17 protein-coding genes are annotated in these 18,861 nt (G+C 46.7%); 14 read left to right on the top strand and 3 right to left on the bottom strand.

What is annotated here, in order from left to right:
* Positions 1-11 precede the first annotated feature (11 nt).
* Genes LY387_RS16925 through LY387_RS16915 form a run of 3 tightly spaced genes read left to right on the top strand, consistent with a single transcriptional unit; the run spans position 12 to position 2,447 of the window.
* Positions 12-920 (top strand): LysR family transcriptional regulator, encoded by a 909-nt coding sequence (locus tag LY387_RS16925; RefSeq protein WP_234496937.1) that lies wholly within the window; start codon positions 12-14, stop codon positions 918-920.
* An 18-nt stretch (positions 921-938) separates the two neighbouring features.
* Positions 939-1,895: a Gfo/Idh/MocA family protein gene (locus LY387_RS16920; protein WP_234496936.1), complete on the top strand. Its 957-nt coding sequence runs from the start codon at positions 939-941 to the stop codon at positions 1,893-1,895.
* Positions 1,896-1,955: 60 nt separating this feature from the next.
* On the top strand, positions 1,956-2,447 hold the full coding sequence (locus LY387_RS16915; RefSeq protein WP_234496935.1) for a GNAT family N-acetyltransferase: 492 nt from the start codon (positions 1,956-1,958) through the stop codon (positions 2,445-2,447).
* Positions 2,448-2,470: 23 nt separating this feature from the next.
* Here LY387_RS16915 and LY387_RS16910 read toward each other — a convergent pair whose 3' ends face one another.
* On the bottom strand, positions 2,471-3,382 hold the full coding sequence (locus LY387_RS16910; RefSeq protein ID WP_234496934.1) for a LysR family transcriptional regulator: 912 nt from the start codon (positions 3,380-3,382) through the stop codon (positions 2,471-2,473).
* A 120-nt stretch (positions 3,383-3,502) separates the two neighbouring features.
* Between LY387_RS16910 and LY387_RS16905 the strand changes: the two genes are divergently transcribed.
* From LY387_RS16905 to LY387_RS16895, 3 genes are all read left to right on the top strand, one after another.
* Entirely contained in the window at positions 3,503-4,564 is a 1,062-nt protein-coding gene (locus LY387_RS16905) for a linear amide C-N hydrolase (protein ID WP_419153480.1), read from the top strand.
* Between the two features lie 157 nt (positions 4,565-4,721).
* Complete coding sequence (locus LY387_RS16900) at positions 4,722-5,498, top strand: hypothetical protein (RefSeq protein ID WP_234496932.1); 777 nt, start codon at positions 4,722-4,724, stop codon at positions 5,496-5,498.
* 253 nt (positions 5,499-5,751) lie between these two features.
* Complete coding sequence (locus LY387_RS16895; RefSeq protein ID WP_234496931.1) at positions 5,752-7,080, top strand: hemolysin family protein; 1,329 nt, start codon at positions 5,752-5,754, stop codon at positions 7,078-7,080.
* A gap of 127 nt (positions 7,081-7,207) precedes the next feature.
* Here the strand turns inward: LY387_RS16895 and LY387_RS16890 are convergent, their stop codons facing one another.
* The gene (locus LY387_RS16890; protein WP_234496930.1) at positions 7,208-8,485 is read right to left on the bottom strand and encodes an NAD(P)/FAD-dependent oxidoreductase; all 1,278 of its coding nucleotides are present in this window, start codon (positions 8,483-8,485) and stop codon (positions 7,208-7,210) included.
* A gap of 14 nt (positions 8,486-8,499) precedes the next feature.
* Positions 8,500-9,858 (bottom strand): glutamine synthetase family protein, encoded by a 1,359-nt coding sequence (locus LY387_RS16885; RefSeq protein WP_419153479.1) that lies wholly within the window; start codon positions 9,856-9,858, stop codon positions 8,500-8,502.
* Positions 9,859-10,146: 288 nt separating this feature from the next.
* Here LY387_RS16885 and LY387_RS16880 point away from each other — a divergent pair, with 288 nt between their 5' ends.
* The 8 genes from LY387_RS16880 (at position 10,147) to LY387_RS16845 (ending at position 18,764) form a co-directional block, all read left to right on the top strand.
* A complete protein-coding gene (locus LY387_RS16880) occupies positions 10,147-11,478 on the top strand; it encodes a glutamine synthetase family protein (protein WP_234496928.1) in 1,332 nt (443 codons plus the stop codon).
* Between the two features lie 58 nt (positions 11,479-11,536).
* Complete coding sequence (locus LY387_RS16875) at positions 11,537-12,901, top strand: aspartate aminotransferase family protein (RefSeq protein ID WP_234496927.1); 1,365 nt, start codon at positions 11,537-11,539, stop codon at positions 12,899-12,901.
* A 74-nt stretch (positions 12,902-12,975) separates the two neighbouring features.
* On the top strand, positions 12,976-14,085 hold the full coding sequence (locus tag LY387_RS16870; RefSeq protein WP_286036919.1) for an extracellular solute-binding protein: 1,110 nt from the start codon (positions 12,976-12,978) through the stop codon (positions 14,083-14,085).
* 53 nt (positions 14,086-14,138) lie between these two features.
* Positions 14,139-15,281, top strand: a complete 1,143-nt coding sequence (gene potG, locus LY387_RS16865; protein WP_042471286.1) for a putrescine ABC transporter ATP-binding subunit PotG — start codon at positions 14,139-14,141, stop codon at positions 15,279-15,281.
* Positions 15,278-16,195, top strand: coding sequence for a putrescine ABC transporter permease PotH (potH, locus tag LY387_RS16860; RefSeq protein WP_042471288.1), 918 nt, complete (start codon positions 15,278-15,280; stop codon positions 16,193-16,195). The genes potG and potH overlap by 4 nt, the downstream gene beginning before the upstream one ends.
* Entirely contained in the window at positions 16,192-17,034 is an 843-nt protein-coding gene (locus tag LY387_RS16855) for an ABC transporter permease subunit (protein ID WP_042471290.1), read from the top strand. Before potH ends, LY387_RS16855 begins: the two co-directional genes overlap by 4 nt.
* 46 nt (positions 17,035-17,080) lie before the next feature.
* Positions 17,081-17,623, top strand: coding sequence for a cupin domain-containing protein (locus LY387_RS16850; RefSeq protein WP_042471294.1), 543 nt, complete (start codon positions 17,081-17,083; stop codon positions 17,621-17,623).
* Between the two features lie 511 nt (positions 17,624-18,134).
* Positions 18,135-18,764, top strand: coding sequence for a heme-binding beta-barrel domain-containing protein (locus LY387_RS16845; RefSeq protein ID WP_234496926.1), 630 nt, complete (start codon positions 18,135-18,137; stop codon positions 18,762-18,764).
* Positions 18,765-18,861: the final 97 nt, after the last annotated feature.

Below are 18,861 nucleotides of genomic sequence, written 5' to 3'. Positions count from 1 at the left end.
AAAAGGTCAGAATGAAAAACACCGAACTTAATCTTATTCCAGTCTTCGTTGCTATCTACGAAGAGCAAAGTTTATCCAGTGCGGCAACACGGCTTGGCATTAGCCAGCCAGCAGTGAGCAAAGCACTCAAGCGTCTTCGAGAAATCTACGACGACTCTCTATTCCATCGCAACGCCAGTGGTGTAGAGCCGACAACCTTTGCCAATGATATCTACCCGGCTTTGGCAACGTCGCTCAAAAACTTCAATTCGACACTGGAAGCGTCGCGCGATTTTAATCCTAAGACCTCGACCAAGACATTCTCTATCGCCTCTGTGTCTGCCGCGAACTATGCAGTATTGCCGGAGCTACTAGTAAGGTTTGCCAAGATAGCGCCTAAGGTGTCACTTGAAGTGCATCCGCTGTTCACCGAAGACCATGAGTCCGACCTGCGCTTGCAGCGCTATGATTTAGTCATTGATAGAACGCGCACTGATGTCACTACGTTGAAGACCAAAGAGATCTTCAAAGAAACGCTTTATGTTGTCGCATCGAACGACCACCCTAGGCTGACAGGTGAGACAATCACTACCGAAGAGTATTTAGCCGAGCAACACGTCGTGATGTCTCGTTGGCACACTCGTCAAAGCTTCTTTAGCGAGAAAGACTTCCCTGAATTTGGCAAACGCAAGATCGTCTATCGTGCTCCAGGCGAAGTGGATATGCTGCCAGCCATAAGTCAGACCGAGGCCATTGGTCTGGTCACGCACTCTACGTTCACCAAATTTTCCCAGGGACTCAACGTAAAAGCGCTGCCAATGCCATTTGGCGCTTCAGTGCACGGACTAAGTATGGTTTGGCACCCAAGCCGAAATTCGGATACGGCACATCAATGGTTAAGAACTCAAATTGCTAAGGTTGGCAGTACGCTCAATAAATAATATGAAAGGATGAGGCTCATGATCAAATGGGGTGTGATAGGGCCGGGTAGGATTGCCCACAATTTTGCTAAAGGGATCAGTGTTACCAAAGACGCTGTTATCCACGCCGTAGCAAGCAGAAACCAACAGCGGGCCCAGCGGTTTGCGGATGAGTATCAAATATCGACTGTTTACGGAGATTATCAAGCGTTAACACAAGATCCCGATATCGATACTATCTACATCGCGACGCCTCACGCCTTTCATTATGAGCAAGCCTTGATGTGCTTGAATGCCGGTAAACCAGTCATGTGCGAAAAAGCACTCACAATGACTGCCAAGCAGTCTGAGCATCTGCGCGAGGTCTCTGTCGAGAAAGGCCTATTTATCATGGAGGCTTTTTGGTCTAAGTTCCTTCCTGTCTGGGATCAAATCCAAATCTGGAAGCAGCAAATAGGACCAATAAAACTCGTCCAATCGAACTTCTGCTTTAAAGCTGAGCGTAACTACAGTGACCGCCTCTTTGACCCCGCGCAGGGAGGAGGAGCACTGCATGACATTGGTATCTACAACATCGCACTATCTAATTACGTCTTCGATCAACTGCCTCTAAACTGGCGAATCACAGGTGAAGTAGGGGAAACGGGAGTCGAAGAAAGTGTCTCGGCGATTCTCGAATATGAAAATGGCGCTAGTGCCACGTTTACTTGTAGTTTCAATATCAACACTCCAAACACCATGATTATATTCGGCGAAAACGGACGAATCGAAGTCGCGGAGCCTTTTTTCGGCGCAGAGAAAGCGACGCTCGTTACTGACAAGGACACCGAAATATTCGAAGCACCGCACTTAGGTGCCGGCTTTGAGTATCAAATCGCGGAGGCGATGGAGTGTCTAAGACAAAACAAAATCCAGAGTGATAAGCATCCAATGAAAGCGACGATTGATACTTTACGTATCATTGAAGAAATGCGTAAAAAGCTCGACGTTGAGTAAAAGTACACCATTCATTGGCAAACACAACTTAAGCTATTCTTAACTCAATTCTTAAGAAATATGAGAGCCAGACAATTGATTACCGATAGCCAACTTCGTGCAATGCAACAAAACGATCTACCAGCAGTTAAATCCATCATAGATGCGAATGAAATGTTTCCCTCTGAATATCTCGATGAAATGACGTCCGAGTATTTCTCTGGTGACTCTCAAGAAGTTTGGACGGTTGCAGAGAATGAGAAGGCGGGCATTGTTGCTGTTGCTTTTTGTTCCCCAGAAAGAATGACCGAGGGAACATGGAACCTGCTCATGATTGCAGTACTGCCTGATTATCAAGGTGTTGGTATCGGTAAAGCGATGATGCAACATGCTGAGAGTCAGGTTAAGGGCCAAGAGGCTCGTATTTTGTTAGTCGAGACATCAGGGCTTCCGGAGTATGAAAAGACGAGGGAGTTTTATCCCAAGTGCGGATATAAGCCAGTCGCGGTCATACCTGATTACTATGACGCAGGTGATGATAAGGTGGTTTTCTGGAAGTCGTTTCAGGATTAATTAAAACTTGGTATGCACTTTCCCTAGTAGCTTGCCTTTTCAGGAGCACAAACCTGTTTAAACCAGTTGCTGACAGCATCAATACAATCTTGTTGAAGAGGTTTTGTAATTGCACTCGCTGGATAAAGTAGTACATAGCCAAAGTGACCAGACTGAACCGCAAAATCAACGTCTAGTGATACAAACTCGTCCTCTCTAACTCCGAGAAGGTGTTTGGGTAACAAACTAAATCCTTCTGTTTCTAATAGATCTAGCAACACAGATGGGTCGCTTGCCGAGCTAATCTTCGATGATATAAGTGTTTGTTGCCCAAACTGAGATTGCTGCAAGTCCTCCAACACAAACTGCCGATGGAGTTGAACTTCTGCTAACGATAAGTTTTTACTTTTGGCTAGTGGGGAGTTTCTGTGGACGTAATAATCGAAGGCAGGGTAGCCAAGATTAATGAAACTGACACCGGTATCTGGGAGAACCGCTCCTTGATTAAGTGTGATAGAAAAATCCGCACTGCCATCGATGAGGTGATTCAAAGCGATATCTCGCGAACGAGAGAGCCAGTTAATCGTTGTCATTGGGTGGCGCTTTCGAATTTCTTGATCAATTTTCTTTATCGCTGAGCTTGAAATAGAGGCATCATGACAGATTGAAAGGCTCGTCTGTTCACCCTGAAACAAGCTATCAGTTGCCGTCTCTAGTGCGTTCATTTGATAAATAATGAACTTAGATGGACGGACTAAGCTTGCTCCCTGCTCTGTCAATCTAGGGAATTTCCCGCTTCGCTCAAACAGTTCTATTCCCCAATCGATCTCGAGTTCTGATACTTGTCGATGCAGAGTAGAACGATCTTTATTTAACGTTCTTGCCGCTTTGCTAAATGAGCCTTGTTCAGCAACCGCCACAAAGGCACTCAGTTGGTCAAATGACGCTCTCGGCATACCAGTACTCTCCATCGATACACTTAATTATGTTGTAGATTATACAACATATGTGATTTTCACTGTTGCGATTAACTGTTTAAAGTCATTTCCAGACAATAACGTTAAGTAGGCAAAATGATGAAAACTCTTAAAAGCAAATCTGTGTTAGCCCTAGCCGCAGCCATTTCTATAGGAACAATCAGTGCGACGGCGGAAGCATGCTCTCGCATCCTTTGGGAGACCGAAGATCACGGTGTATTTGTCAGTCGCACCATGGATTGGATGGAAGAGAACCAGCCAACAATCGAAGTTCGTCATGCAGGTCAAAGCTACAAAGGTCATAACTCGGACAATGGTAAAACGTGGACGTCTAAATATGCATCTATCGGAATGACGTTGTATGGCATTGGCCTTGTTGATGGTTTTAATGAAGCGGGTTTCTCGGCGAATGGCCTGTTTTTAGATGAAGAGTCAACCGGTGACTTAGAAAGTGGCGCAGAGCAGATCTCCAATGCCGTATTTGTAGCGTACTTACTCGACAACTACTCGACAGTAGAGGAAGCGCTGCAAAATATTCATGATCTAGAGATCCAACGCTTTGAGCACAACGGTCACTCAATGCGTGGACACTATTCAATTCAGGATCAAAGCGGCGATTCTGCCGTGCTCGAGTTTCTTGATGGTGGGTGGAAAATCTATCGCGGTAAGCAGTATGACGTGATGACAAACAGCCCAACATTTAAGGAACACCTTGCCAACTGGGAACAAGCCAAGCCGACAACGACAGATGTGATTGATGGTGAATACCCAATCCCTGGAAACATCAACTCAGCTCAGCGATTTATCTGGAACAAATACATGAAATCGCAACTAAAAGAGCCGACAAGTTATGTAAATGGCCTAGCAAAACTAGATAGCGTCACGTACAAAATCCCGTTGGATGCGGCAAATCGTCCAGATGCCGAAGGTGTGATGCGCGGTTACGCTACCATTTATTCGGTGGGTTACAACCTAGACCAGAAAGTAATGCAGGTTCGCTATCAATATGGCGACGCATACACCCATTTCATGGTTGACTTCGACAAGCTAAACAACGGCAAAAACTACAGCATCAAGGCGGACAGGGCTGACCTATTTGGTGATGTCACAGACCAAGTTTCAGAACGTATCGGTGTCATGTCTCACTACCTGATCAACTAATCCTATCGAGTTCGGTTTCAAGCCGGACTCATCATTAAGCACCAAGCGATCGCAAGGTTCGCAATGCCGATGGTGAACAAGCAAATTCTGACATCGGTCTTCTGACAAGCAAGCAAACCTCTAGGAGGCGTTTTCGCCTCCTAATCCGGATATTTCAATGATTAAAAAACTCTTTATTCTATTAGCCGTCAATCCCTTTTTCTCGTTTTACACCTTTGCCGAAGCCAGCGGTGAAGATATTGACCCTTCTGATCTGACTAATGTATACACTCAAGCCGCTATTATGGTGAGCGGTAACAGCAACGTAATGCCTGTGGCTATGGTTTCTGGGGGCTATGACAATGGTCATCAGTTCGCGTTTATGGCCGAGGCTAAATTCGGAAACACTGGCGATAACGGTGACAATGAATTTGGGTTTGAATATGGTTCTTCACGATTTCAGTATTTCCAAGTAGCAGATACTGGTGTCAACTTTATGCCAAGGGCTGGTCTTTCCGTAGATTACATCAACATCCGCGCTTCAGGGCTTAAATCTGATCTATTAGCCCTTGGCGGAGTTGGTGCGATCAATCACGAGTACACACCAGGCTTTATGTTATTTCCGATTGCTAGCTATGTTTATGGCCAGTTTGATGTAGGTGGTTTAAAAGATGACGTCGATGGTGTCAATGTATCTCTTGCTGCATCTATTCCTTTGGGTAGCAGTGGTGCATTTATGATGATTTGGCCTGAGTACCGAAAACTAAGTGGTAGCAGTGTAGAAACTGAAAATCTTTCGACAAAACTCATCGTCAACGCACCTCTGACTAGTGACCGTAAATGGTGGATTAATACTCGGTTGGAGCTTGATCATTCTGACTTAAGTGTTTCAGGTATTGAGCTACAGAATCAGTGGAACTCTGATGTTTATATGGGTATTCGATACTTCTTCTAAATTGGTCGTTAGGTTGCTCTGCCAAGGCAGAGCGGCTTGCCTACACCAATCGATGCCTTTTCGTTGACTCTTTTATCACTGTTCTCTGAGAGTGTATTTATTGATTTTGGAGCTATTAAATGCAACCTAAAGCGTGTATTTAAAAGAGAGTTAGGTAGGTTATCGTCTCGACAAAATAATTTCGTGGAAGTTTTCTCAATATTCTCGCCGATTGTGGCTAGAATGACGCCACTTTTCTATTCGGATAGTCTCCATGAGTCTACTTGAAAACCTCTCCATTATTATGGCGCTGATATTAATCAGCTGCTTTTTTTCGATGTCAGAAATCTCATTGGCTGCGGCGCGCAAAATTCGTTTACGGCAACTTGCAGACGATGGTGATCAACGAGCGACTTTGGTGCTTGGGTTGCAAACGCACCCAGGTAATTTCTTCACGGTTGTGCAAATTGGCCTAAACGCAGTAGCTATTATGGGCGGCATTGTCGGGGAATCAGCGTTCACCCCTTATATCGCCGCAATGCTTAGCAATTGGATTCCAGCAACATGGGTGGCGCAAACGAGCTTTGTGCTCTCTTTTACCTTGGTTACCAGCCTGTTTATTCTGTTTGCTGACCTTATGCCAAAACGCATCGCCATGGCGATGCCAGAGACCGTCGCTTTGGCGTTGGTAAAGCCTCTAGTGGTTTGCATACTCATCCTTAAACCCTTCGTACTTGTGTTTAATGGTTTGGCGACACTGATTTTTCGTTTGCTACGCGTGCCTGCTGAGCGCGATGATGACATCACTAGTGATGATATTTATGCGGTTATGGATGCAGGCGCCGAAGCGGGCGTATTGGATACCAACGAGCAACAAATGATGGAAAGCGTATTTCAGATGCAATCTATCCCGATTACTTCTGCCATGACGCCACGCGAAGACATCGCTTTTCTCTCACTTAGTGATGATGAATCGATGCTCAAACGCAAAATAGCTGACAACCCTCATCACAAGTTCTTAGTGTGTGACGGGCAGCTTGATGCGATCAAAGGATTTGTTAACTCAACCGAGCTGTTGATTCGCCTTATTAATGAACAGACGTTGGATTTGAAAAGCAGCAGTGTGGTGCAAAGCTGCCCGATCATTCCCGATACATTAAGCTTGTCCGAAGCGCTAGAGTATTTCAAATCTAACCGCGTAGATTTCGCCGTTGTGATGAACGAATACGCGCTAGTGCTTGGCGTTGTAACGTTTAATGACTTACAAAGCGCAGCAATGGGTAGTTGGGTGTTAGCAGAAGGCGAGGAGCAGATAGTCGCCCGTGATGAGCATTCTTGGTTAGTCGATGGTGTCACGCCTATTACGGATGTTATGCGCACACTGCAAATTGATGAACTGCCGCATTCGCAAAACTATGAAACCATCGCTGGTTTTATGATGTTTATGTTGAAGAAAATTCCTCGTCGTACTGATTCTGTGGTTTTCTCAGGGTATAAGTTTGAGGTAGTTGATATTGATGATTATAAAGTGGATCAGTTGTTGGTGACGCGTGTTGATAATAAAGGCGGTGAAAAGGAATTTGTAGGGTCAAAAAGCAGTTAGGTGTTAGTTACCCCCTCTAGCTCCCCCTATGTTGAGTTTGGCAGCTAACGCAGTTGCGAGCTGTGTTCTAGGGGGAGAACATGAAACGAGCCAACAACTTTGTTGTTGGCTCTAGTTTTAAAATATTCTAAAGAATGTCTCTTACTCGATAGTAGGACATCGCCAACACCAATGCTGGAGTCTTAAACAATCTTCCTCCCGGGAACGGCATATGCGGGATCTTATCAAAAATCGCGAAGCGCTCTGCCGTTGTGGCAACGCACTCTGCCATTAGTGTACCTGCCATCCCCGTTGCCGCAATGCCGTGACCGGAAAAACCTTGTGCAAAGTAGACATTGGGTTTTAGACGCCCAAAGTGGGGCGCGCGGTTCATGGTGATGGCGACATTCCCGCCCCAGGCATAATCGATTTTTGCATCTGAGAGTTGAGGGAATATATCCACCATGCGTCCACGCATCGCTTTTTCGAGATTAAACGGTGCCACGCCAGAGTAGCTGACTCGTCCGCCAAATAGCATCCTGTGATCGCCGGAGCAGCGGAAGTAATCTAAGACAAAGTTGATGTCACAAGCGGCGATATGATCTTTCATTAAAGCGCCAGTAACGTCTTCACCCAAAGGCTCGGTGGCACAAATATAGGTGCCAACAGGCATCACTTTGTTCTCTAACTTGGTCTCTAAACCATCCATATAGGCGTTACAAGCGAGGATGACGTGATTCGCCTTCACTGTGCCGTTTTTAGTAAATAGGGTAGCTGGGTCACCATGCTCGATTTTGGTCACTGCACTTTCTTCATAAAACTCTGCGCCAGCCTGTTTGGCAGCGTTTACCAAGCCAAGCGTGTAATTGAGTGGATGCAGATGGCCGCTGTTGCTATCGAACATACCAGATGTGTATTTTTGGCTTGCGATGTGGTGATGCGTCTTTTCTTGATCCCACATCTCGAGCGATTCATAGCCGTAGTTTTCGGTGAGATCGTCATACCAAGCTTTAAGCTCTTTATCGTGGCGAGGCTTAACACCGACATGCACCATGCCATCTCGCCAATCACAATCAATGTTGTACTTGTTGATGTTGGATTTGGTCAGCGCTAACGCTTCAACGGAAATGTCCCAGAGCTTTCTTGCATCGGATTTGCCGACCAGCTTTTCTAAGGTGTCTTGCTCGGATGCCCAACCAAAGATGGCTTGACCACCACTTCTTCCAGAAGCGCCCCAGCCAACACGATTGGCTTCAAGGACAATTACTTTAAAGCCTTTGTTGGCAAGTTCGAGTGCGGCGGTGGCTCCGGTGATGCCGGAGCCAATAACACAGACGTCGGCAACATGATCTCCCATCAGTTTAGGAAAATCGAATTGCTGATTTCGCGATGCCGCGTAATAAGAGTCTGTGTGCTTCACTTTCATTTTGTATCCTTACTTTACTTGTACCACTGATATTCTAATGGCGAGACTTGCGCCGAGAAGCGAGCTTGCTCATGTTTTTTGTTTGCGAGGTAAACCTTACAGAACTCCTCACCAAAGCTACGTTTCATAAACTGGCTGTTGGCAAACTCATGCAGTGACATATCCCAAGAGATAGGCAGCATTGGGAGCTCGAGCAATGTTGCATCGCCTTCAATTGGCTCTGGTGGAGTGAGTTTGTTTTCGATGCCGTCGAGAATAGACGCGAGCAACACTGCGACAGTGAGGTAGGGGTTTACGTCGGCACCAGAGAGTCGATGCTCGATACGTTTGTCTGATTGACCACTTGCAGGTACTCGAACCGCTACGGTTCGATTATCCCAGCCCCAAGTCGCGTGCAACGGCACGAACATATTAGGCTGTAGCCTTCGATAAGAGTTAGCGTTAGGCGCGAAGATCGCCATACTATCTTCAAGGTGTGCTAGTACGCCCGCAATCGCATTGAGAAGAACGCTCTCATCTTCACCAAAGACATTGGTTCCTGTTTCATCTCGCAAACTGATATGCACGTGACAGCCGTTGCCTGCGTATTCGGTGTAAGGTTTGGCCATAAAGTTGGCGTAGAAGCCGTGTTTTTTGGCGACCGCTCGAACCACGCGCTTTAACAGCATGGCTTGGTCACAAGCGAGTAGAACATCATCAGTATGCTTTAGGTTAACCTCGAACTGCCCAGGGGCATATTCGGCTGTGATGTTCTCAGCTGGGATATTTTGCTCTTCACAGGCGCTGATGATCTCATCGAGGAAGGCTTTGAACTCGTCGAGCTCTTCTAGGGAATAGACTTGAGTTTGTGTCATGCGTTCACCACTGATTGGCATCAATGGTGGTTGTGGGTTGCCTGCTTCGTCGGGTTCAAGGTCTTGTAGATAGAACTCAAGCTCAACTGCGATGCAAGGTTTGAGTCCTTTACTGGCAAATTTTTCTAGCTGAACTTCGAGTACGTGTCTTGGATCGGCAAAAAATGGTTGATTTGAGGTTGGTTCAAACATAGTCACAATCGCTTGCGCGCTGTTCTCTTGCCACGGCGTGGTAGTGAGTGAGCTTGCCACCATTCGGCAGATCCTATCACCGTCGCCTTTTTCAAAACCCAGTCCGGTTTCTTCTACCGTCTCGCCACAAATATCCAGGGCGAATACCGAAGCGGGTAGACAAATACCTTGTTCCAAAACTTTGTTGAGTTGGGTGATGGGGACACGCTTGCCACGAACAACACCGTTCATATCGAACAGGATCAAATCCAAGCTGGTGACGTCTGGATGCTGTTCAATAAATCGTTCAATTGTAAGCTTTTCGTGACCAAGTTGAATTGGTTCGATGTTGTCTGCGCTACTCGCAAGTTGACTCGTTCCCACTGTGGCTCCTCCACTTTTCCCAACGATTCCTTATATATCAAGCCCTAAATTGAGCTCAACCTTGTTGGCTGCTTTTTAACCATAGACACAATGTTCAGTAAAACACAACACTAATGTATCTAAAATGTTAATCGTCATCTCAAAAGTTGCAAAATAATTAACATCTTTGTTTGACATTTATACAGGTCGGTGCCAATGCTAAATGGGAGCTTATTGATAAATTCGTTGAGCGAGTAACGAAAAGAAGGATTTATGGAAACGATTAGGAAATGGATAGAAGAGAACCGTATTACTGAAGTTGAGTGTTTGATCCCGGATATCACGGGCAACGCTCGAGGCAAAATTATGCCAGCGAAAAAATTCCTTCGAGAAGGGGGCATGCGTCTTCCCGAAGTGGTTTTTTTCCAGACCGTGACCGGCGATTGGCCAGACGATGAAAGTATGATCGACCTGACCGAGAAGGACATGACTCTGGAGCCCGACCAAAACACAATTCGATTTGTACCTTGGACCAAAGAGCCCACGGCGCAAGTGATCCACGACTGCTACACCGTAGAGGGTAACCCAGTCGATATCTCACCACGTGCTGTGTTACGCCGTGTGTTGAGTCTTTACGAGAAAGAAGGCTGGCACCCAGTTGTCGCGCCAGAGCTGGAGTTTTTCCTCGTTCAGAAAAACCTTGATTGGGACTACCCACTTGAGCCACCAATTGGTCGCAATGGTCGCCCAGAAACAGCAAGACAGTCATTCAGTATCGATGCGGTTAACGAGTTCGATCCTATTTTCGAAGACATGTACGACTACTGCGAAGCGCAGGGTTTGGATGTAGACACTCTAGTCCATGAGTCTGGCGCAGCCCAGATGGAGCTTAATTTTGACCACGGCGAGCCACTAGACCGAGCAGACCAGGTTTTCCTATTCAAACGCACGGTACGTGAAGCAGCGCTACGACACGATGTGTACGCGACCTTTATGGCAAAACCGATGGAAGATGAGCCCGGCAGTGCCATGCACATTCACCAAAGCCTAGTTGATGACAAAGGTAAAAACCTATTCGCCAACGAAGATGGCTCAAACAGCGAACTGTTCATGAACTACATCGGTGGCATGCAGAAATACACGCCAGCAGCGATCGCGTTCTTTGCTCCAAACGTGAACTCGTACCGCCGTTTGGTGTTTGGTGATTCAGCGCCAACTAACGTCGCTTGGGGTGAAGACAACCGCACTGTTGGTCTTCGTGTTCCAGTATCTGACCGCGATTCAAGACGTTTAGAAAACCGCTACGCGGGCGCAGATGCTAACCCATATCTGGCGATGGCTTTGACCTTAGCGTGTGGCTACCTTGGCATGAAAGAAAAACTCACGCCAACGGAGAAGAGCACAGGCGACATGACGACTGAACCATACTCGCTTCCTCATAATCTAGAGGATGCATTGGTTCTGCTAGAGAACAGCGATGAATTACGCGAAATCCTAGGCGATCGATTTGTATCGGCTTATGTGGCAATCAAACGCAAGGAGTACAAAACCTTCTTCCAAGTCATCAGTTCTTGGGAGCGAGAATTCTTACTTTTAAACGTGTAACTAAGGCAACGCTATCGAAAAGAGCATCAATTAAACAGCAGGAAATGGAAATTAATTTATGTCAGTACAAAACGGATCAAAATGGATAGAGCAAGACAGCGCACACTGTCTCCATCCATTTACTAACTTCAAAGCACTAAACGACAAAGGCTCACGTGTGATTACTCGTGCAGAAGGCATCTACATCTATGATGAGCACGATAATAAAATCTTAGATGGAATGGCGGGTCTTTGGTGCGTGAATATGGGCTACAATTGTGAGCCTCTTATTGAAGCGGCGACTAACCAGCTAAAGGAGTTGCCTTATTACAATCTGTTTTTCCAGACTACGCATCCACCTGCTGTTGAGCTTTCGACGCTGCTTGCTGAAGTAGCTCCTGAGGGCATGAACCATGTGTTCTTTACTGGGTCGGGCTCTGAGTGTAACGACACTGTGGTTCGCATGGTTCGTCATTACTGGACAAGCCTAGGTAAGCCAAACAAACAAACCATCATTAGCCGTAAGAATGCCTACCACGGCAGTACTATGGCGGGCGCAAGCTTGGGTGGCATGGCGTTTATGCATGCGCAAGGTGGTTTGCCATTGCCAAACATTACTCATATCGACCAACCATATCACTTCGGTGAAGGTCAGGGTATGGATGCGAATGAGTTTGGCTTGGAACGCGCACGTCAGCTTGAAGCGAAGATCCTTGAACTTGGTGAAGAGAATGTCGCTGCGTTTATCGCTGAGCCTATCCAAGGCGCTGGTGGTGTAATTATCCCGCCAGACAGCTACTGGCCCGAAATTCAACGCATCTGTGACAAATACGAAATTCTTTTGATTGCTGATGAAGTGATCTGTGGCTTCGGACGAACAGGCGAATGGTTTGCTAGCCAAACCTACAACATCAAACCAGACCTAATGTGTATGGCAAAAGGCATTACCTCGGGCTATTTGCCACTTGGTGGTGTGATGGTTCGCGACCACGTTGCTAAGGTGCTGACAGATGCAGACACTGAGTTTGCGCACGGGTTTACCTACTCAGGTCACCCAGCGGCCTGTGCAGTTGCCATCGCCAATATCAAGGAGATGCAGAACCGCAATATCATCAACCAAGTTCGCGAAGATACCGCCCCTTACTTTGCTTCACGTTGGAGTGAGCTTTTAGAGCACCCAATGGTCGGTGAAGCAAGAAGTAAAGGTCTGGTTGGTGCGATTGAACTGGTCAAAGACAAACAGACTCATGAGCGATACCACAAAGACCTCGATGTAGGTACGCGTTGTCGCGAGCATTGCTTTAACTCAGGTGTCGTTCTTCGAGCGGTAGGGGACACCATGATTTGTTCGCCACCGCTCATTATCACCCGAGACGAGATCGATGAGTTCATCGAAAAAGCAAAACTCGCACTCGATAAAACACTCGCCGACGTTTCGCAGTAGCCGACGAGACACCCAATACCAGAAAAACACAACAAAGGTATTAACCAAAGAGCAAACAGGAAACGGAGATCCAAATGGAGAAAGCAAAAGCATACTTTGGTGTAGCGTTAGGGATGACAATGGGGCTTACCTCAATGACATCTTTTGCTGCTGAGGAAAAAGTGCTCAACATTTACAATTGGTCAGACTACATCGCGGAAGACACCATTGCGAAGTTTGAAGCGGAAACCGGCATCAAAGTCGTGTATGACGTATTCGATTCAAACGAAGTGTTAGAGGCGAAGATCTTATCGGGCAATACAGGCTTTGACCTAGTTGTACCGAGTAACGACTTCTTAGGTCGTCAGGCGAAAGCGGGGGCTTTCCAAAAGCTCGATAAGTCTAAGCTGACCAACTACAAGAACCTTGATCCGAAACTGATGGGTATTCTTGCAGACACTGTAGACCCAGGTAACGACTACTCAGTCCCTTACCTATGGGGTACGACGGGTATTGGTTACAACGTTGAGAAAGTGAAAGCAGTACTTGGAGAAGATGCACCTGTCGACAGCTGGGACCTTGTGTTCAAGCCAGAGAACATGGAAAAACTCAACAAGTGTGGTGTGGGCTTCTTGAATGCGCCAACCGAAATCATGGCGGCTGCGCTCAACTATATCGGCAAAGATCCAAACAGTACCAATCCAAACGACTACAAGAAAGACGCTTTGGAGCTGCTTAAACAAGTTCGTCCATACGTGACTTACTTCCACTCATCACAGTACATCAATGACCTAGCAAACGGTGATATCTGTGTCGCGATCGGTTGGTCTGGTGACGTCCTTCAAGCGGCAGATCGCGCCGCTGAAGCAGACAATGGTGTAGAAGTCGCGTACTCAATTCCGAAAGAGGGTGCACTCGCTTGGTTCGACCTAATGGCGATTCCAAAAGAGGCGAAGCACCCAGAGAATGCTCACCTGTTTATTAACTATCTACTTCGTCCGGAAGTGATTGCTGAGATCAGTAACTACGTTTGGTATGCGAACCCGAACCCACCATCGCGTGAGTTTATCGACGCAGAGATTCTTGAAGATCCAGGAATCTACCCAACAGAAGAAGCGCAAGCGAAGCTATATAGCTCGAAGATGTTGCCACACAAAACATCTCGTGCCATGACTCGCGCTTGGACCGACTTCCTTAAAAACTGATTAGTACTATTTGGCGACCCAACTTGGGTCGCCGCGTTTGCTTGGAGACTACCATGACAGTGATGTCACTCGATACAGAGCTCAACCATCAACACGTTGCCCCAGTGCCACCGAAACCACTTCTAGAAATTCGAGGTCTGACTAAGGATTTCGATGGTCACGTCGCCGTGGACAACATTGATCTCACCATCAATCAAGGCGAGCTATTCGCGCTGTTAGGCGCTTCTGGCTGCGGTAAATCAACACTACTGCGCATGCTTGCAGGTTTCGAACAACCAACTGCAGGTCAAATCATTCTTGATGGCGAAGATTTGGCAGACATTCCGCCTTACAAACGACCTGTGAACATGATGTTCCAGTCGTACGCGCTGTTCCCACACATGACGGTGGAGAAGAACATCGCCTTTGGTCTCAAACAAGACGGCATGCCAAGCAAAGAGATCGACGCGACGGTGAAGCACATGCTCGAGCTGGTACGAATGACCGATTTCGCCAAGCGTAAACCGCATCAACTATCTGGCGGACAAAGACAGCGTGTCGCGCTGGCGAGAAGCTTAGCTAAAAAACCAAAACTGCTGCTGCTTGATGAGCCAATGGGTGCGCTAGATAAAAACCTTAGAGAAAAGATGCAACTCGAGGTGGTCGATATTTTAGAAAGCGTCGGCGTGACTTGTGTGATGGTTACCCACGACCAAGAAGAAGCCATGACCATGGCAACTCGCATCGCCATTATGAATAAAGGGCAGTTTGTACAGATTGGCTCGCCAGAGTCGATTTACGAGCACCCGAACTCCAAATTTGCGGCCAAGTTTATCGGCTCGGTCAACATCTTTGAAGGTGTGCTTGAAACTAACGAAGCTGACCATTCAACTGTTCGCACACCAGATATGAGCAATCCTATCTCTATCAGCCACGGTATCTCTGGCGCGCCGGGTATCCCCGTGTCGATTGCTGTGAGACCGGAGAAAATCACATTGTGCGATCATATGAATCCGTCGCCGAATCATTGTAGTGGACTCGTCGAAGACATAGCCTATATGGGTAATCAGTCGATCTATCACGTAAGGCTCGACTCAGGAAAACTGGTCACCGCAACACTGCAAAATACCAGTCGTGTTAGGAAAGGAATGCCTACATGGGAGCAAAGAGTCAATCTTTGCTGGGACAAGGAAAGTTGTGTGGTACTCAAGATATGAAGAAACCAGCCAAACTTAATATTTGGAGCGTGGTACCGACACCTAAGTGTCTGCTACTTGCCGTGCCGTACGGATGGCTCCTACTGTTCTTCCTGCTGCCTTTTCTTATCGTGTTTAAGATCAGTTTTGCAGAAGCACAGATTTCGATTCCACCGTATTCAGAGCTGTTGAGCTATGCGGAGCAACAGTTGCAACTGCTGCTCAATGTAGGCAACTACCAGTACCTGATTGAAGATGACCTTTACGCGTCGTCTTACATTCAATCGATTCGCATCGCCTTTATCTCGACGGTACTGTGTTTAATTATTGGCTTTCCGATTGCTTGGGCGATTGTTCACTCTTCACCAAGTACTCGAAACGTCCTTTTGATGCTGATTATTCTGCCATCGTGGACCAGTTTCTTGATTCGAGTCTATGCATGGATCGGTATCCTTAAAAACAATGGACTGCTTAATAACGTGCTGATGATGTCTGGCGTTATCGATGAGCCATTACAAATCCTGCACACAGATACTGCAGTCTATATTGGCATTATCTACACCTACTTGCCGTTTATGGTGCTACCGCTATATACCGCTCTTATGCGAGTGGATTATTCATTGCTTGAAGCCGCGAGCGACCTAGGTGCTAAGCCAATGACAACCCTGTTTACGGTTCTAGTACCGCTTACACGAGCAGGTATCATTGCAGGCTCAATGTTAGTGTTTATCCCAGCCGTGGGTGAGTTTGTTATCCCAGAACTATTGGGTGGTCCCGATACGGTTCTAATCGGTAAGGTGTTGTGGCAAGAGTTCTTCAACAACCGAGACTGGCCTGTGGCATCCGCCGTCGCCATAGTCATGCTGCTCATTTTGATGCTGCCAATTCTATGGTTCCACCGCTATCAAAAACGTGAATTGGAGGCTCAAGGATGAACGACATCCCAGTTTACAACAGCAAACTTAAATGGGTGATATTGGGCGCGGGCTTTGCGTTCCTTTATCTGCCAATTCTAATTCTGATCATCTACTCGTTTAACGAAAACCGCTTGGTAACAGTTTGGTCAGGTTTCTCATTCAAATGGTACTCTGAGCTACTGCAAGATGACTTGCTAATGGGTGGTGTAAAACTCAGCCTTATCATCGGGTTCTTATCAGCCAGTGCTGCGGTGGTTCTTGGCATCATCGCCGCCTTCGTCCTTAACCGATTCGGTAAATTCAAAGGCGAGACGGGCTTCGCCTTTATGATTACCGCGCCATTGGTTATGCCAGAAGTGATTACCGGCTTGTCTCTGCTACTGCTGTTTATCGCGATGGGGCAGGTGTTCGATATCTTCAGCCAACGTGGCATGATGACCATCTGGATAGCCCACGTGACGTTTTGTACGGCTTATGTCACTGTAGTTGTAAGCTCAAGGCTTCAAGAGGTCGACCGATCAATCGAAGAAGCCGCGATGGATTTAGGAGCGCCACCTTGGAAGGTCTTCTTCCAAATCACGCTGCCATCTATTGCACCAGCGATTCTAGCGGGCTGGCTACTGGCGTTTACCCTGTCGCTCGATGACTTGGTGATTGCGAGCTTTGTGTCTGGACCAAGTGCGACAACCTTGCCTATGGTGGTGTTCTCCAGTGTAAGGTTAGGGGTGAGTCCGAAGATCAACGCGCTGGCAACACTCACTATACTCGCTGTCTCCTGTGCCACATTTATCGCGTGGTGGTTGATGGCAAAGGCAGAAAAGCGTAGGCTTCTAGAAATGAAGATGAGCCAGCAGTAAACGGAAATAACTTGCTGAGATCACAGCTTAATTTAGGGAGAGAGACATGGATGTAGGGAAACAGCTAAAAACGATTCGCACAATGCGCGGCTTGTCACAACGAGAACTCGCCAAGCGAAGCGGTGTCACCAACTCCATGATCTCTCAAATAGAGCAAAACTTGGTGAACCCATCAGTGGGTTCACTCAAGAAAATTCTTGATGCCATCCCAATCTCAATGGGCGAGTTCTTCACCCTAGACGTCGAACCCAAAGATGACATTTTCTTCACTGCCGAACAAATGGCAGACTTAGGTGACGGCAAAATCAAAATGCTGCTCGTCGGCGCCAAACGCGAAGGCCGACAACTCGCCATCCTCCGCGAAATCTACCCACCAGGCTCCGACACAGGTACAGACTTCATCGAACACGACGGTGAAGAGGGCGGTGTCGTCATCCGTGGCGAAATAGAAATCACCGTCGGCAGCCAAACTCGCGTGCTCAAAGCAGGCGATTCATACTACTTCGAAACTAGAAAGCCTCACCGCTTCCGCAATAAAGGCAAAGTAGAATGTGAACTAATCAGCGCCGCCACGCCACCGACCTTCTAGCTTCCCGCACTTTTAGCCGCGCAACTCTCCAAGGAACCGTCACCGCTGCGCAGGCACGCCAAAACTCCAACATACCGTCATTCCTGCGCAGGCAGGAATCTACTCACCACGTGCTCCAAACTTATGTTCGCCACTCCGTATAACCCTGACTTTCAGAAAAATTACGGAATTTTTCCTTAGTTTCCTGTAGCTGCACTCGACTCTTGAAATACGAGTGCGGACGAACTGGAATTGATAGTGTCGTTTCAACTGCCACGCTCTGATGTGTCATTTATCTTTTTTGAACACAGCTAAGTCAGTGGTTTTCTACACTAAGGCCCTTCTATTTTTCCCACCCTAGAACTTCCCATAAACGATGCAAAACCAACTTATTGATAGTCATGTTTTGTTTCAAAATTAATTGTTTATCACCCCGAAAACTGATTTCGATTAAATTTCGCTCGGCTTCTGTTTATTAATATAGCTGCATAATAAAAAGATTTATAACAGCCCAAAAGTAAAGGAAGCAATAATGAAAAATGTAATCACATTAGCATTGTCATCTCTCGCATTAGTGCCGTTCACTTCAAATGCAGACCACAACATTATCGATGGCATGGATTTTGGTCCACTTGCGCAACTTGTTGGTACTTGGAAATCAGTGGAGAGTGGAGGAGTGGATATTTCCCCAGCGCAAGATGGAACTGAACAAGGCAAAGGAGCACCGGCAATCACGCCTTTTTATGAGACGATGACGTTTGAAGTTGCTGCGGATGCTGTTAATGCGAGCGAGCAAACATTGGTAGCACTCTACTATAAGCAAGAAGTGTTTAGAAAAGCTGATGACAGTAAGTTCCACGACCAACGTGGCTATTTTATTTATGACCAAGAAAATCAGATCGTCTATAACTCCTTTTGTGTCCCAAGAACCACATGTGTAACAGCAGAAGGTGCAGCAGGAAATGAGATGACATTGATTATGTCGGAAAGAGGCATTGCTGAGTCAAACTTCATGTTGGAAAATGCCAGCACAACTGGCTTCTCTATGAACATTAAAATCGATGGTGATACATTGACGTACTCACAATCCACCATTCTCGATATTTATGACAGCGAGTTTGCCCATACAGACAGCTCAGTACTAGAGCGTATCACTGACTAAACTAATCTAATGCAAGCGAGGTTACATCAACTCTTATACCTCGCTTGCTGTAATAAAATGCAAACACATCGTAATTAGACCAAAGCTGCTATCAATA

It is taken from the genome of Vibrio maritimus, from assembly GCF_021441885.1.
Lineage (GTDB): Bacteria > Pseudomonadota > Gammaproteobacteria > Enterobacterales > Vibrionaceae > Vibrio > Vibrio maritimus_B.
The sequence above is the reverse complement of the archived record's forward strand: the minus strand, read 5'-3'. Positions and strand labels throughout refer to the sequence as shown.